Source organism: Dechloromonas sp. A34, from assembly GCF_026261605.1.
Lineage (GTDB): Bacteria > Pseudomonadota > Gammaproteobacteria > Burkholderiales > Rhodocyclaceae > Azonexus.
Genome location: NZ_CP102486.1, coordinates 830,212 through 844,997, shown reverse-complemented (window position 1 = coordinate 844,997; position 14,786 = coordinate 830,212). Strand labels below are relative to the sequence as shown.

The 14,786-nt window shown below is 64.1% G+C and carries 12 protein-coding genes; 6 read left to right on the top strand and 6 right to left on the bottom strand.

The genetic code is table 11. The annotated features are described in order from the left end of the window. Window position 1: 1 nt before the first annotated feature. Both ntrC and glnL read right to left on the bottom strand, forming a co-directional pair. Window positions 2–1,414 (bottom strand): nitrogen regulation protein NR(I), encoded by a 1,413-nt coding sequence (gene ntrC, locus NQE15_RS04210; RefSeq protein ID WP_265946810.1) that lies wholly within the window; start codon window positions 1,412–1,414, stop codon window positions 2–4. 49 nt (window positions 1,415–1,463) lie between these two features. Beyond that, window positions 1,464–2,534, bottom strand: coding sequence for a nitrogen regulation protein NR(II) (gene glnL / locus NQE15_RS04205; RefSeq protein WP_265946807.1), 1,071 nt, complete (start codon window positions 2,532–2,534; stop codon window positions 1,464–1,466). A gap of 89 nt (window positions 2,535–2,623) precedes the next feature. On the opposite strand from glnL, the gene NQE15_RS04200 reads away from it, so the two are divergent. Further along, complete coding sequence (locus NQE15_RS04200) at window positions 2,624–3,712, top strand: efflux RND transporter periplasmic adaptor subunit (RefSeq protein WP_265946805.1); 1,089 nt, start codon at window positions 2,624–2,626, stop codon at window positions 3,710–3,712. 3 nt (window positions 3,713–3,715) lie between these two features. Beyond that, on the top strand, window positions 3,716–6,856 hold the full coding sequence (locus tag NQE15_RS04195) for an efflux RND transporter permease subunit (protein WP_265946803.1): 3,141 nt from the start codon (window positions 3,716–3,718) through the stop codon (window positions 6,854–6,856). An 81-nt stretch (window positions 6,857–6,937) separates the two neighbouring features. Here NQE15_RS04195 and NQE15_RS04190 read toward each other — a convergent pair whose 3' ends face one another. The 3 genes from NQE15_RS04190 to NQE15_RS04180 all read right to left on the bottom strand — a co-directional run bounded on the left by NQE15_RS04190 (window position 6,938) and on the right by NQE15_RS04180 (window position 10,271). Further along, the gene (locus NQE15_RS04190; RefSeq protein ID WP_265946801.1) at window positions 6,938–7,384 is read right to left on the bottom strand and encodes a DUF4124 domain-containing protein; all 447 of its coding nucleotides are present in this window, start codon (window positions 7,382–7,384) and stop codon (window positions 6,938–6,940) included. Window positions 7,385–7,495: 111 nt separating this feature from the next. Next, entirely contained in the window at window positions 7,496–8,911 is a 1,416-nt protein-coding gene (gene glnA / locus NQE15_RS04185; protein WP_265946798.1) for a type I glutamate--ammonia ligase, read from the bottom strand. A gap of 187 nt (window positions 8,912–9,098) precedes the next feature. Then, window positions 9,099–10,271, bottom strand: coding sequence for a cation diffusion facilitator family transporter (locus NQE15_RS04180; protein ID WP_265946796.1), 1,173 nt, complete (start codon window positions 10,269–10,271; stop codon window positions 9,099–9,101). Between the two features lie 47 nt (window positions 10,272–10,318). On the opposite strand from NQE15_RS04180, the gene NQE15_RS04175 reads away from it, so the two are divergent. From NQE15_RS04175 to clsB, 4 genes are read left to right on the top strand one after another with little or no spacing between them, the layout of a single operon-like run. After that, a complete protein-coding gene (locus NQE15_RS04175) occupies window positions 10,319–10,771 on the top strand; it encodes a rhodanese-like domain-containing protein (protein WP_265946795.1) in 453 nt (150 codons plus the stop codon). A 43-nt stretch (window positions 10,772–10,814) separates the two neighbouring features. Then, window positions 10,815–11,912 carry a quinolinate synthase NadA gene (nadA, locus tag NQE15_RS04170; RefSeq protein ID WP_265946794.1) on the top strand — a complete coding sequence of 366 codons (1,098 nt, stop codon included), beginning with the start codon at window positions 10,815–10,817 and terminating at the stop codon, window positions 11,910–11,912. Window positions 11,913–11,918: 6 nt separating this feature from the next. Then, window positions 11,919–12,677, top strand: a complete 759-nt coding sequence (locus NQE15_RS04165; protein WP_265946793.1) for an endonuclease/exonuclease/phosphatase family protein — start codon at window positions 11,919–11,921, stop codon at window positions 12,675–12,677. After that, complete coding sequence (clsB, locus tag NQE15_RS04160; RefSeq protein ID WP_265946792.1) at window positions 12,667–13,878, top strand: cardiolipin synthase ClsB; 1,212 nt, start codon at window positions 12,667–12,669, stop codon at window positions 13,876–13,878. The genes NQE15_RS04165 and clsB overlap by 11 nt, the downstream gene beginning before the upstream one ends. On the opposite strand, the gene gluQRS is transcribed toward clsB, so the two are convergent. After that, window positions 13,853–14,767 (bottom strand): tRNA glutamyl-Q(34) synthetase GluQRS, encoded by a 915-nt coding sequence (gene gluQRS, locus NQE15_RS04155; RefSeq protein ID WP_265946791.1) that lies wholly within the window; start codon window positions 14,765–14,767, stop codon window positions 13,853–13,855. The two genes, clsB and gluQRS, sit on opposite strands and share 26 nt — an antisense overlap. Window positions 14,768–14,786 lie beyond the last annotated feature (19 nt).

Here is a 14,786-nt window from a genome sequence, read left to right as displayed (position 1 = left end):
TTTACTCCGCCGCCAGCTCCTTGCCGCCGTCGATGCCGAGTTCGGCAATCTTGCGGGTAATCGTGTTGCGGCCGATCCCCAGCGCATGCGCCGCCTCGATCCGGCGGCCGCCGGTATGGGCCAGCGCCCGGGTGATCAGGATGCGCTCGAAAGTCTGCGCCAGGACGCCATGAACATCGGGCACGCCGCGCGCCAGCAGGCGGTCGACCTCGTCTTCGAGGGCGCCCTCCCAGTCGGTGGCCAGGGTGACCGGCGTCGATTCGCGCAGTTCGCCCGGCAGATCGCCGATTTCGACCTGCTGGCCGGGGGCCATCACGGTCAGCCAGTGACAGAGATTTTCCAGTTGCCGGACATTGCCCTGGAAGTCGAGGCCGCTCAGGTACTTCAGCGCGGCTTCCGACAGGCGCTTGGTTTCGACACCGAGTTCGCGGGCGCTCTTTTGCAGAAAATGCTTGGTGAGCAGCGGAATGTCCTCGCGCCGCTCGCGCAGCGAGGGCAGGCGAATGCGGATGACGTTCAGGCGATGGAACAGATCTTCGCGGAACAGGCCTTCCTTGACCCGGGTTTCCAGGTTCTGGTGGGTCGCCGCGATGACCCGGACATTGGCCTTGATCGGCGAGTGGCCGCCGACGCGATAGAAGTGGCCATCGGACAGCACGCGCAACAGGCGGGTCTGCAGTTCGGAGGGCATGTCGCCAATTTCGTCGAGGAACAGCGTGCCGCTTTCGGCCTGCTCGAAGCGACCGCGGCGCTGAGCCTGAGCGCCGGTGAAGGCACCGCGTTCGTGACCGAAGAGTTCGGATTCGAGCAGATCCTTCGGAATCGCCGCCGTGTTGATCGCGATGAAGGGTTTGTCGGAACGCGGGCTATGGCGGTGCAGGGCTCGCGCCACGAGTTCCTTGCCGGAACCGGACTCGCCGTTGATCAGCACGGTCGCATGCGACAGCGCAAGACGACCGATGGCGCGGAAGACTTCCTGCATCGCCGGCGCCTGACCGAGGATTTCGGGGACCAGGCCCTCTTCTTCCAGCGCACCACTCTGGTGCATTGATTCATCGATGGCCCGCCGGATCAGCTCGACGGCCTGATCGACGTCGAAGGGCTTGGGCAGGTATTCGAAGGCGCCGCCCTGGAAAGCGGCGACGGCGCTTTCCAGATCGGAATAGGCAGTCATGATGATGACCGGCACCGACGGAAAACGCGTTTTGACCTCCTGCAGCAGCACCAAGCCCGACTGGCCGGGCATGCGGATGTCCGACATCAGGACCTGTGGCGGCTCGATACCCTGTTCGAGCTGGGAAATGGCCTCGGTCGCCGAGGCGAAACTCTTGAAGGGGATGCCCTCACGGGACAGGGTCTTTTCCAGAACCCAGCGGATTGAGCGATCGTCGTCCACGATCCAGACCGGTTTCATATTTTTTTGGCTCATCTAGTCGTTAGTATGGCCAAGAGTCTAGCAAGACTCAGGCCTGCTCGACCGGCAGGCGCAAGGTGAAAACGGTATTGCCGGGACGACTCGAGCAGTCGATGGTGCCGTGGTGGTGCTGGATGAAATTCTGGGCGATGGTCAGGCCCAGGCCAGTGCCGCCGTCACGCCCGGAAACCAGCGGATAGAACATGCGTTCGTGGATATCGTCGGAAATGCCCGGACCGTTGTCGATCACCTTGATTTCCATGGCCAACCGGTAGCGCTTCTTGGCCAGCGTCACCTGACGCAAAGAGCGCGTGCGCAGGATGATCTCGCCTTCGCCGTTCATCGCCTGCGCGGCATTGCGGGCGATATTCAGCACTGCCTGGATAAGTTGCTCGCGGTCGCCGATCAGTTCCGGCAGACTGGTATCGTAGTCGCGCCGGATTTCGAGCGAACCGGGAAACTCGGCGGTCAGCAGGCTGCGCACCCGTTCGAGAATTTCGTGGATATTGACCGTCGTCGGCAGCATCGCCCGGTGCGGCGTCAGCAGGCGCTGCATCAGGTCCTGCAGGCGGTCGGCTTCCTTGATGATGACCTGGGTGTATTCCTTGAGCGAGGGATTGGCCAGTTCATGTTCGAGCAACTGTGCCGCGCCGCGGATGCCGCCCAGTGGATTCTTGATTTCATGGGCCAGGTTGCGGATCAGTTCGCGACTGGCCTGCTGCTGCTCGATCAGGCGCTCTTCGCGGGTCGCCGCCAGATGGTGCTCAATCGGCTGCAATTCGAGCAGCAGGCGCATGCCGCCCGCAATCTCCGGGCGCAACGGCGTCACCGTGCAGTTCAAGTGCAGGGTTTCGCCATCGCTGCGCTTCAACTGGATGTTCTGGCCGGTATAGCCCCAATTGTTGTTCAGTCCGTTATCGAGCGCCGCCTGCAAGGTTGTCGAACAGGTGCAGACCACGGCCAGGGTCTTGCCGACCACCGACTGGCCGCTGACCGCCAACAGGTTCTCGCCGGCCGGATTGATGTAGCGGATGAGCTGCCCGTCGTCCAGCAGCAGCACCGCCGAGGCCAGCAGATCGAGGCCGGAGAAGGAAGCGTGGGTGACATTCATGGCTGCCATTGTAGCGATTTGGGTCTAGGCCATCTGGACAACTTGCGTTACTGACCGATCGTTCATTATGATGCTTGGTCCAGCCTTCGGCCCGCCCCATGTCCAAGACCACCCCGTTTCCGATTACCCTGCTGTGCGGTCTGGCCCTGCTGTTCGCCGGATGCCAGGGCGAGGCACCGCCCCCGCTGGCCAGCCGTGCGGTCCTCGTCCAGGCGGTGGCACCGTTGGCTGTCGGCACCGCCACCTACACTGGTGAGATTCGCGCCCGCCACGAACTCGATCTGGCCTTCAGGGTCGGCGGCAAGCTGGCCGCCCGCCTGGTCGACGCCGGCGCCGAGATTAAGCCCGGCCAGCCTTTGGCCCGGCTCGACCCGGCCGATCTCGAACTGGCAGCCACGGCCGCACGCGCCCAGTTGGCAGGCGCCGAGAGCGACCTGGCCACGGCCAGCGCCGAGCGCGAGCGCTACGCCGGCTTGCTGGCGAAAAAATTCGTCAGCCAAGCCGCTTTCGAAGCCAAGGACAATGCCGCCAACAGTGCCCGCGCCCGTCTCGAACAGGCCCGCTCGCAAAGCCGGATCAGTGGCAACCAGGCCGCCTACGGCACGCTGAGTAGCGAATTTCCGGCCGTCGTCACCGCCGTGCTGGCCGACGCCGGCCAGGTGGTCAGTGCCGGCCAGGCCGTTTTCCGTCTGGCCCGACCGGAAGAGAAGGAAGTCGCGATCGCCGTCGCCGAAAGCCGCATCGCCGAACTGAAGGCGGCCAAAGCGCTGAGCGTCGGCCTCTGGGCCAACCCCGAAGTCCGCCTGCGCGGCGAACTGCGCGAACTTTCTCCGGCCGCCGATCCGGCCACCCGGACCTACGCCGCCCGCATCCGCCTGCTCGACCCGCCGCCGGAAGTCCGCCTCGGCATGACCGCCCGCGTCTTTCTCGATGCCGCCGGCGAGGCCGCCCTGCTCGTCCCGCTGGCTGCCGTCGTCGACCAGGGCAACGGCCCGCTGGTCTGGGTGGTCGCCGAAGGCAAGGCCAATCCGCGACCGATCCGCCTGAGCCGCTTCCAGGAAGATGGCGCCGTCGTCGCCGCCGGACTGCAAGCCGGCGAACTGGTTGTCGTCGCCGGCGCTGCCCGCCTGGTCGTCGGCCAGGCGGTCGACGCCCGCCCCGTCACGCCGCCTGCCGGGCAGCGTTAAGCCGTGAGCCAGCGTTTCAACCTGTCCGACTGGACCCTGCACCACCGGACGCTGGTCGGCTATTTCCTGTTCGCCATCGCGCTCATGGGCATTGTCGCCTACGGCCGGCTGAACCAGGCCGAGGACCCGCCCTTCACGTTCAAGGTCATGGTCGTCCGCAGCTTCTGGCCGGGCGCGACGGCGCTGCAGATGCAGCAGCAACTGACCGACAAGATCGAAAAGAAACTCCAGGAAACGCCCTTCATCGACCGCGTTTCCAGCTACACCCGCCCCGGCGAATCGACCGTGCTCTTCTTCGCCAAGGACAGCACGCCGCCGGCCATGGTGCCGGATGTCTATTACCAGGTACGCAAGAAGATCGGCGACATTCGCCACACTCTGCCGGCCGGTGTCCAGGGGCCGTTCTTCAACGATGAATACGGCGACGTCTACGGCAACATCTTCGCGCTGACCGCCGAGGGTCTCGATTATCCGCAACTCAAGGACACCGCCGAGCGCATCCGCGACGAGTTGCTGCGCGTACCGCATGTCGGCAAGGTCGACATTTTCGGCGTCCAGGACGAGAAGATTTTCGTCGAACTCTCGAACGCCAAGCTGGCGACGCTCGGCATCGACCAGAGCACTATCGTCCAGGCGCTGAGCCAGCAGAACGCGGTGGCCGGCGCCGGCTTTTTCGAGACGGCGAGCGAACGCATTCAGATTCGCCCGGGCGGCGCCTTCGATACGGTGCAGGCCGTGGCCGATACGCCGATCCGCGCCGGCGGCCGCAGTTTCCGGCTGGGCGACATCGCCACCGTCAAGCGCGGCACGATGGACCCGCCGGGCACCCGGGTCCGTTTCGGCGGCCAGAGGGCGCTGGCGATCGGCGTCTCGATGGCCAAGGGCGGCGACGTCATCGTCCTCGGCAAGGCGCTCGATACGCGGATCGCCCTGCTCAACGCTACGCTGCCGCTCGGCGTCGAGATCGCCACCTCGACCAGCCAGCCGACCGCCGTCAAGCGCTCGGTGCAGGCTTTCGTGCAGTCGCTGGCGGAAGCGGTGATCGTCGTCCTGCTCGTCACCTTCATCAGCCTCGGCATCCGGACCGGCATGGTCGTCGCCATTTCGATCCCGCTCGTGCTGGCCGCCACCTTCCTCGCCATGAACCTGTTCAACGTCGGCCTGCACAAGGTCTCGCTCGGTGCCCTGGTGCTCGCCCTCGGCCTGCTGGTGGACGATGCGATCATCGCCGTAGAGATGATGTGGGTGAAGATGGAACAGGGCTGGGAACGGACCCGCGCCGCCTCCTTCGCCTATACCAGCACGGCCGGACCGATGCTCTCCGGCACGCTGGTCACCGTCGCCGGCTTCATCCCGATCGCGCTCGCCAAGTCGTCGACCGGCGAGTACGCCTTCGCCTTCTTCCAGATCAATGCCATGGCCCTGCTCATTTCCTGGCTGGCCGCCGTGGTTGCCATTCCCTGGCTCGGCTACAAGCTGCTGCCCAACCCGCGCGCACCGCGCCCGGCGGGACTGATCGAACGCCGCCTGCCGCGTCTGGCCACGCTACTGGCCCGGCTCGGCCTGGGCGGCGTTGCCCACGGCGAGGACCACGACGTCTATGGCACACCGTTCTATAGCCGCTTCCGCCGACTGGTCGGCTGGTGCGTGACCCGGCGCTGGCTGATCATCGTCATTACCGTGGCCCTCTTCGCCCTGGCCATCGTCGGCATGAGCAAGGTGCAGAAGCAGTTCTTCCCGAACTCGACACGCCTCGAGCTGAATGTCGAACTGCGCCTGCCCGAGGGCGCTTCGCTCAACGCCAGCGATGCCGAAGCCAAGCGCCTGGAAGAATGGCTAGCCCTGGACCAGGCCAAATTCGACCAGTTCGAGCACTACATCACCTTTGTCGGCTCCGGTTCGCCGCGCTACTACCTCGGCCTCGACCAGCAACTGCCGGCCAGCAACCTCAGCCAGTTCGTCATCCTGACGCGCAGCGTCGAGGCCCGCGAAGCCCTGCGCGGCCGGCTGATCGAGCTGTTCGAGAAGGGCGGCTTCAACGCCCGGGGCAATATCAGTCGCATCGAGAACGGGCCGCCGGTCGGCTATCCGATCCAGTACCGCGTCTCCGGCGAGGATCTGGCGACCCTGCGCCAGGCCGCGGCCCAGGTCGCCGATGTCATGCGCCACAATCCGGAGGTCTCCAACGTCAATTTCGACTGGAGCGAGCTTTCGAAGGCCATCGAGATCGAGATCGACCAGGACAAGGCCCGCCTGCTTGGCGTTTCCAGCCAGGATCTGGCGGCGCTGCTCAACATGTCGCTGAACGGTTACACGGTGACCAGTTTCCGCGAAGGCGAGAAGACCATCGATGTCGTGCTGCGCGGCGACCGCGAGGAGCGGGCGCATCTCAGCGCGCTGCCCGATCTGGCGGTCCCGACTCACAGTGGCAAGAGCGTGCCGCTGAGCCAGATCGGCCGCTTCAAGCACGGCTTCGAGCCAGGCCTGATCTGGCGGCGCGATCGCCTGCCGACCATCACCGTGCGCGGCAATCTGTATGGCAAGACCCAGCCGGCCGCCATCGTCGATCGCCTCGCCCCCGAAATCGGCGCCATCCAGGCTGCCTTGCCGACCGGCTACCGGATCGTTACCGGCGGCTCGGTCGAAGAATCGGCCAAGGGCTCGAGCTCGGTGATGGCAGGCATTCCGATCTTCCTGCTGGTCGTCGTCACCGTCCTGATGATCCAGCTGCAGAGCCTGTCGCGGGTGGTCATGGTGCTGCTCACGGCACCGCTCGGGATTATCGGCATCGCGTTGTTCCTGCTCGTCTTCCGCCAGCCTTTCGGCTTCATGGCCCTGCTCGGCAGCATTGCGCTGTTCGGCATGATCATGCGCAACTCGGTGATCCTGGTCGACCAGATCGAACAGGACATCGCCGCCGGCAAGCCGCGGCGGGAAGCCATTGTCGAATCGACCGTGCGCCGCTTCCGGCCCATCGTGCTGACCGCGGCGGCGGCCGTGCTGGCCATGATCCCATTGTCGCGCAACGATTTCTTCGGACCGATGGCGGTCGCCATCATGGGTGGCCTGATCGTCGCCACCGCCTTCACCCTGCTCTTCCTGCCGGCCCTCTACGCCGCCTGGTACAAGGTGAAAGCCAGTTGATAGCTATTAGTCGCTAGTTTTTGGCAAAAGCAAAGGGCGCCGTGGCGCCCTCAAACTCTACTAACAACTAATGACTAGCAACTAACGCAGATTGCCCAGTTCTTTCTGGATCGCCTGGATGTTGCGCTCGTGTTGTCCGACACGGTCACGATAGGGCGCCAGGCGCTCAGGGCTGCCACGCAGGGCTTCCTGTTCCGCAAAATCCTTGCGCGCCTGTTCCAGACTACGCTGCTCGCCTGCCAGTTCCTGCTCGAGGATGTGGCGGCGATCGCCATCGCGTGCCCGCTGCGTATCTTCCTGAACCCTCGGGAAACCTGAAGGCGTCGGATTGGCCACTGCTCCGGCCGGCCTGGCCCGGGGAGCCGGCACACTGGTTTCCGGACTGCTGACGACCGCCCTGCAATTCTTGTCGACGCGCGCATTGGAAATCAGCGTCCCCCCATTGGCGTCGATGCATTTGTAAATGGTCTGTGCCGTAGCCGGCATGGCCAGCGCGGCAAGCAGCAAGACAAAGGCGTTGCGAGTCATCGTGATCAATCCTTGTAACCGGTTCAGTGTACTGGGTTAACGGCCAGCCAGCCAAAAGGTGAACAAAAAAAGGGCGGGAAAACCCGCCCTTTTTTGACTGACGCTCTGTGATCAGCAGGAGTAGTACAGATCGAATTCCACCGGATGGGTGGTCATGCGGATCTTGTTCACTTCTTCCATCTTCAAGGCGATGAAGGCATCGATCCAGTCGTTGGAGAAGACACCGCCACGGGTCAGGAATTCGCGATCCTTATCCAGGTTGGCCAAGGCTTCTTCCAGCGAGGCACAGACAGTCGGGATCAGCGCGTCTTCTTCCGGCGGCAGATCATACAAGTTCTTGTCAGCCGGGTCGCCCGGGTGGATCTTGTTCTGAATGCCGTCCAGACCAGCCATCAGCAGGGCCGAGAAGCACAGGTACGGATTGGCAATCGGATCCGGGAAGCGGGTCTCGATACGACGAGCCTTGGTCGAGGCGACGTACGGAATGCGGATGGAAGCCGAACGGTTCTTGGCGGAGTAGGCCAGCTTGACCGGGGCTTCGTAGTGCGGGACCAGACGCTTGTAGGAGTTGGTACCCGGGTTGGTGATGGCGTTCAGGGCCTTGGCGTGCTTGATGATGCCGCCGATGTAGAAGAGGGCGGTTTCGGACAGGCCGGCATAGCCGTCACCGGCAAACAGGTTCTTGCCGTCCTTCCAGATCGACTGGTGCACGTGCATGCCCGAACCGTTGTCGCCAACGATCGGCTTCGGCATGAAGGTCGCGGTCTTGCCGTACTGATGGGCCACATTGTGCACCACGTACTTCAGCTGCTGGGTTTGGTCAGCGCGCTTGACCAGAGTGTTGAACACGGTGCCAATTTCGCATTGGCCGGCGTTCGCCACTTCGTGGTGATGAACTTCAACCGGGCAGCCGATGGCTTCCAGGGTCAGGACCATGGCGGAACGGATGTCGTGCAGGCTGTCGACCGGGGGAACTGGGAAGTAGCCGCCCTTGACGCCCGGACGGTGGCCGGTGGCGCCGCTACCTTCGTTCTTTTCACCGGAATTCCAGGCCGCTTCGGCGGAATGGATCTTCAGGTGGCAGCCCGACATGTCGACATTCCACTCGACGCCGTCGAAGATGAAGAATTCGGGTTCCGGACCGAAGTAGGCGGTGTCGCCGACGCCGGAGGACTTCAGGTAGGCTTCGGCGCGCTTGGCGATGGAGCGCGGGTCGCGGTCGTAGCCACGACCGTCGGCGGGATCGACGACGTCACAGGTCAGGACGACGGTGGTTTCGTCGAAGAACGGATCGATGTAGGCGGTGGCCGGATCCGGATTCAGCTGCATGTCGGAGGCTTGAATGCCCTTCCAGCCGGCGATGGAGGAGCCGTCGAAGGCGTGGCCGTTTTCGAACTTGTCTTCGCTGAAAGCGGAGACCGGCACGGTGACGTGCTGCTCTTTGCCACGGGTGTCGGTAAAGCGGAAATCGACGAACTTGGCGTCGTTTTCCTTGATCAGATTGATTACGTCTTGCGGGGTTGCCATGAGCGTAGGTCTCCTAAGAAAACAAGTTGCCGGTTGGTCCGGCGACAATAAAAATTTCGTAACGCGCTGGGTTTAGCAGAAAGCATGCCAAAGGCCGACGACTTAACTTTGTATTTTGCCACAAGGAGATGCGGGATTTGGCAAGATTTTCCAGCACCAATATAGTGCAAAACCACCCAAGCACGCACTAATGTGGTGCAACCAGACAATTCAGAGATACTGCACGGATGGCTGGGTGCGACTTCAGGCGCTCGGCCACTTTCAGCTCGGCCCGACGCAAGGCGTCACCATTCGCGAAAAAGGCGTGATCGAGGAAAACCTCGATTTCAACGCCGCCGTTCAGATAGTGAAGCACCACCTTCTCCGGCGTCGGTAATTCCGAGAGCACCGGTGTCAGTTCCTTGAGCAGGGCGTCGCGGCCGGGCAAGCGAAAGACCGCCACATCGGGATCGAGGTCATCTTCGGGATCGATATGGACCAACACATCGAGCACCGCGGGATGCTCGCGCAGGACGCGGGCGCGCGCCGACTCGGCGATGCGGTGCCCTTCCGAGACGCTGATCCGCGCATCGACCTGAACATGCGCATCGACCAGAACCTGATGGGCCATGCGCCGGGTCCGCAACTGATGCAGGTCGATCACCCCCGGCGTCGCCAGCAGGCTCTTGCGGATCGCCTCAACCTGCGTCGCATCAAGCCCGGTGTCGATCAGTTCCTTGATCGCCCCCCAGGCCAACTGGGCGCCCATGCGCAAAATCATGAAACCCATCAGCGCCGCCGCCAGCAGGTCGAGGAAGGACCAGCCGAGCAGCGCGCCGCCGATCCCGACCACGACGACCAGGGCCGAAGCCGCGTCGGCGCGGGTGTGCAGTGCATTGGCCGTCAGCAACTGGGAACGCTGGCGTTCGGCGACCCGGATCAGATAGCGATACAGGCCTTCCTTGGCAATTACCGTCGCCACGGCGGCCCAAAACGCCGAGAACTCGACCGCGGGCAAGACCTCGATGTGCTGCAGACGCAGGCCGGACTGCCAGAGGATGCCGCCGCCGATCAGGGTCAGCGAGGCGCCGAGAACCAGCGTCGCCGCCGTTTCGACCCGGGCATGGCCATAGGGATGCTGTTGGTCGGCGGGATGTGCGCTCTGCCGACTGGCGTAGATCACCAGGAAATCGGAGAGCAGGTCGGAGAACGAATGCACGCCATGGGCGACCAGCGACTGCGAATGGGCCAGCCAGCCGATGATGATCTGAGCCACCGTCAATACCAGGTTGACCACCACGCTGACCCAGGTCGCGCGCTGCGCCTCGGCCGCGCGCTCGGCCGGCGACGCCGGTATCTGCTGGGGATGTCCGCTTTCCATGAGCTCTGCCCTATACTGGTGGGCCCTGATTCTAGCAGCCATTCATTATGGGAAAGCTTACCGAAATCCTCACCCTGGCCCAGGCCCGTGGCCGTGCTCTGGAACGCCCCTACAAGGGCGAACTGACGCCGCAGGAGGCCGCGGAGTTGCTCCGCCTGGCTCCCGGCGCCAAAATCGTCGATGTCCGGACCCGGGCCGAATGGGACTGGGTGGGCCGCGTCCCGAATGCCGTCGAGATCGAATGGAACCAGTACCCGGGCGGCGTCCGTAACCCGAACTTCGTCGCCGAACTGCAACGCCAGGTCGATCCTCAAGCGCTGGTCATGTTTCTCTGCCGCAGCGGCGCGCGGTCGATCGCCGCGGCCACCACCGCGACCGAAGCCGGTTACAGCGACTGCTACAACATCCTCGAAGGTTTCGAAGGTGACAAGGACGCCCAGGGCCAGCGCAACAAGATCGGCGGCTGGCGTCATGCCGGCCTGCCCTGGCATCAGGGATAATCGGAACCATCGGGCCGCAGCGCCCGTCTTTCAGAGTAACAACATGCAAACCGCCACCATCGCCTTCGACCCCTTCAACACGCTTTCCGACGAAGCCTGCCAAGAGCGGATTCGTGTCGCCCGCGCCAAGCTCGGCAAGCAGGCCGTCATTCTTTGCCACCACTACCAGCGCGCCGACATCTACCAACATGCCGACCTGACCGGCGATTCGCTGAAGCTCTCCAAGCTGGCTTCGCAGACCGATTCGGAATTCGTCATCTTCTGCGGCGTGCACTTCATGGCCGAAGTCGCCGACATCATGACCGCCCCGCACCAGAAGGCCATCCTGCCCGACCTCGCGGCCGGCTGCTCGATGGCGGACATGGCCAACCTGGCCAAGGTCGAACGTTGCTGGCGCGAGCTGAACGAGGTGCTGAATGCCGAGGAAGAAGTCACCCCGGTCACCTACATCAATTCGGCGGCCGACCTGAAAGCCTTCTGCGGCGGGCACGGCGGTATCGTCTGCACCTCGTCGAATGCCGGCACCATCGCCAAGTGGGCCTTCGAACGCCGGCCCAAGGTGCTGTTTTTCCCCGACCAGCATCTCGGCCGGTGGACCGGCCACAACATGGGCATCACGATGGACGAGATGGTGGTCTGGGACCCCGATCTCGAACTCGGCGGCCTGACTCCGGCGCAAATCAAGAAAGCCAAAATCCTGCTCTGGAAGGGCCACTGCTCGGTGCACCAGATGTTCCAGAAATCGCACATCGACGCCTTCCGCGCCAAGTACCCGGAGGGCAAAGTCATCGCCCACCCGGAATGCAATTTCGAGGTCTGCGCCGCCTCCGACTACGTCGGCTCGACCGAACACATCGTCAAGACCATCAAGGAAGGGCCGGCCGGCACGCGTTGGCTGGTCGGCACCGAACTCAACCTGGTCGACCGCCTGGCCAAGGAAGTGCTGCCGCAGGGCAAGATCGTCCAGTTCATGGCGACCACCGTCTGCATGTGCTCGACGATGCAACGCATCGATCCACAGCATCTGGCATGGACGCTGGAAAACCTGGTCGAGGGCAAGGTGGTCAATCAAATCAGCGTGCCGGAACACGAGGCCAAACTCGCCAAGCTGGCGCTCGACCGCATGCTGGCGATTTCCTGACCGGCCATGAACAAGCCCGCCCTGCATGTCACGACCTTCAACATTCACAAGGGCTTTTCGCAATTCAACCGGCGGATGATGGTGCATGAGCTGCGCGAGCGTCTGCGCCTGCTCAACCCGGACATCGTCTTTCTCCAGGAGGTGCAGGGTCTGCACCTCCTGCACGCTGAAAATCATGCCAACTGGCCGAATTCGGCACAGCACGAATTCCTCGCCGAAGATTTCTGGCAGGCTGCAGCCTATGGCCGCAACATGCTCTATGACCATGGCCACCATGGCAACGCGATCCTGTCGCGATTCCCAATCCTGCACACGCACAACCAGGACGTCACCCACCTGCAGTTCGAGAAGCGCGGTCTGCTGCATTGCCGGATCGAACTGCCGGACGGCCCGCCGGCGCATTGCGTGTGCGCCCACCTGTCGCTCTTCGGCTATTCACGGCGCAAGCAACTGGCGGCGCTAGCCGACTACCTGAATGGTATGGACGATCCAATGGCCCCGCTGATCATCGCCGGCGACTTCAACGACTGGAGCAACCGCGCCGGCAAGCTGCTCGAACAGAGCCTCGGCATGCGCGAAGTATTTACCGCGCCTGGCTGCTCGCCGGTGCGCAGCTTCCCGGCCGCGATGCCGATGTTCCGGCTCGATCGCATCTACGTGCGCGGCTTCGACGTGCGACGCACGGAAGTGCATTTCGGCCCGCCGTGGTCGAAAATTTCCGATCACGCCGCGCTCTCGGCCCATCTTCTCCGGAATGGCAACTGAGTTTCTGCCGGGCAATCGGCTGACCCTGCTCAATTCAGGGGAGCAGTATTTTCCGGCGCTGCTGGCTGCCATCGAAGCGGCCAGCATCGAAATCTATCTCGAGAGCTACATCTTCGCCGACGACGAGATCGGCCACGAAGTCACCAGTGCCCTCTGTCGCGCCGCGGCGCGCGGCGTCCAGGTCAATGTCACCGTCGACGGCTTCGGCGGCCGCAATTTCAATACCGATTTCCTGCCCCGGCTGACCACCGCCGGCGTTCGCGCCATGCTCTACCGCCCGGAAATCGGACGCTTTCATATGCGGCGCCACCGGCTGCGCCGGCTGCATCGCAAGCTGGTCGTCATCGATGCCGCGATCGCCTTCGTCGGCGGCATCAACATCGTCGACGACCACAACGCGCCGGCCGAGATGTGCCCGCGCTACGACTACGCCGTGCGCCTCGAAGGGCCGACCGTCTGGCAAGTCCATCATGCCGTCCGCCGGATGTGGGAAATCGTCTCCTGGGTCAATTTCAAGCGCCGCTTCCGGCTTGCCCCGCACATCCGTCCGCTGCGCGAGGATGCCGGCAATCAGGCGGCGACCCTACTGATCCGCGACAACATCCGGCATCGCAACGACATCCTGCATGCCTACATCGAGGCGATCGACGCGGCGCGCGAGGAAATCCTGATCGCCAATGCCTACTTCCTGCCCGGCGTCCGCTTCGCCCGCGCCCTGCAGGCCGCAGCCAGGCGCGGGGTGAAGATCACCATCCTGCTCCAGGGCAAGACCGACCACCCGATGCTGCGTTTTGCGACCCAGGCCCTCTACGCTGCGGCGCTGGACATCGGCATCCGCATTTTCGAATACGAGAAGAGCTTCATGCACGCCAAGGTGGCGGTAATCGACGGCCAGTGGGCGACGGTCGGCTCCTCCAACATCGACCCGTTCAGCCTGTTGCTCGCCAAGGAGGCCAATCTGGTGGTGAACGATGGCGTATTCGCTGGCGAACTACGGGCCAGCATCCACGACGCGATGGCCGGCGGCGCCCGCGAAATGCGCGATGCCGACCTCTCCAGCCAGCCCTGGCACTCGCATTTCATGCGCTGGCTGAGTTACGGCCTGGTGCGCCTGATGGTCGGCCTGACCGGCTACGGCCCGAAGCACTGGCGGGCCGACGAGGAAACCCCGGGACTCAGCCCGGAATCGCCAGCGGAATAGACGCCCGCCGCGGAATCGCGGCAAAGCGCCAGTGCTCCCGGGCCCAGGCCCAGACTTCGGCCACCAGCGCCTGGGCCAGTGCATCCGGCGCCGGCTGACCGAGAAAGCGCAGGGCGCGGACCAGCTCCGCCGCAGCCTGCGTCGGATCGAGGGCCGGCGCCAGCGTCTGCTTGGAGAGTTTTTCGCCGGCCGCGTTGCTCGCCACCGGCAGATGGGCGTAACGCGGTTCGGCAAAGCCCAGGCAGCGCTGCAGCCAGATCTGGCGCGGCGTCGAAGCGAGCAGATCGGCGCCGCGCACGATGTCGGTGATGCCCTGGAACTCGTCGTCGACGGTCACCGCCAATTGATAGGCGAACAGGCCATCGGCCCGCAACAGCACGAAGTCGCCGACGTCGCGCTCCAGTTGCTGGACGAGCCGCCCCTGCAGACGATCAGTGAAAGCAGTTTCGTCGTCGCCGACGCGCAGCCGCCAGGCCCGCACGCTACGCCCGACCGGCAGACCATGGCGGCAGGTACCCGGGTAGGCAAGGCCACCGTCGATCGCCGGCCGGCTGGCCGAATCGGCAATTTCCTTGCGCGAACAGGCGCAGCCATAAGCCAAGCCGGCCGCCTGCAGCCGGGCCAACGCCTCGCCGTAGGCCGCGTGGCGCCGGCTCTGCCAGAGCACCGGGCCATCCCACTCAAAGCCGAAGGCTTCCAGTGTGGCGAGAATGTCCTCCGCCGCCCCCGGCACGTTGCGCGGCGTATCGACGTCTTCCATGCGCACGAGCCACTCGCCGCCCTGGCTACGGGCGTCGAGATAGCTGCCGACGGCGGCGACCAGGGAGCCGAAATGCAACGGCCCGCTCGGCGAAGGCGCGAAGCGGCCGCGGTAGATTCGCTCTGGCATCAGGCGCAAAGGGCGCGGG

Excerpts from the sequence above, each read along its gene's own strand:
- gluQRS (WP_265946791.1), bottom strand. The coding sequence starts at position 14,767 with ATGCCAGAGCGAATCTACCGCGGCCGCTTCGCGCCTTCGCCGAGCGGG.
- NQE15_RS04200 (WP_265946805.1), top strand. The coding sequence starts at position 2,624 with ATGTCCAAGACCACCCCGTTTCCGATTACCCTGCTGTGCGGTCTGGCC.
- clsB (WP_265946792.1), top strand. The coding sequence starts at position 12,667 with ATGGCAACTGAGTTTCTGCCGGGCAATCGGCTGACCCTGCTCAATTCA.
- glnL (WP_265946807.1), bottom strand. The coding sequence starts at position 2,534 with ATGGCAGCCATGAATGTCACCCACGCTTCCTTCTCCGGCCTCGATCTG.
- NQE15_RS04190 (WP_265946801.1), bottom strand. The coding sequence starts at position 7,384 with ATGACTCGCAACGCCTTTGTCTTGCTGCTTGCCGCGCTGGCCATGCCG.
- NQE15_RS04165 (WP_265946793.1), top strand. The coding sequence starts at position 11,919 with ATGAACAAGCCCGCCCTGCATGTCACGACCTTCAACATTCACAAGGGC.
- NQE15_RS04175 (WP_265946795.1), top strand. The coding sequence starts at position 10,319 with ATGGGAAAGCTTACCGAAATCCTCACCCTGGCCCAGGCCCGTGGCCGT.
- NQE15_RS04180 (WP_265946796.1), bottom strand. The coding sequence starts at position 10,271 with ATGGAAAGCGGACATCCCCAGCAGATACCGGCGTCGCCGGCCGAGCGC.
- nadA (WP_265946794.1), top strand. The coding sequence starts at position 10,815 with ATGCAAACCGCCACCATCGCCTTCGACCCCTTCAACACGCTTTCCGAC.
- glnA (WP_265946798.1), bottom strand. The coding sequence starts at position 8,911 with ATGGCAACCCCGCAAGACGTAATCAATCTGATCAAGGAAAACGACGCC.
- ntrC (WP_265946810.1), bottom strand. The coding sequence starts at position 1,414 with ATGAAACCGGTCTGGATCGTGGACGACGATCGCTCAATCCGCTGGGTT.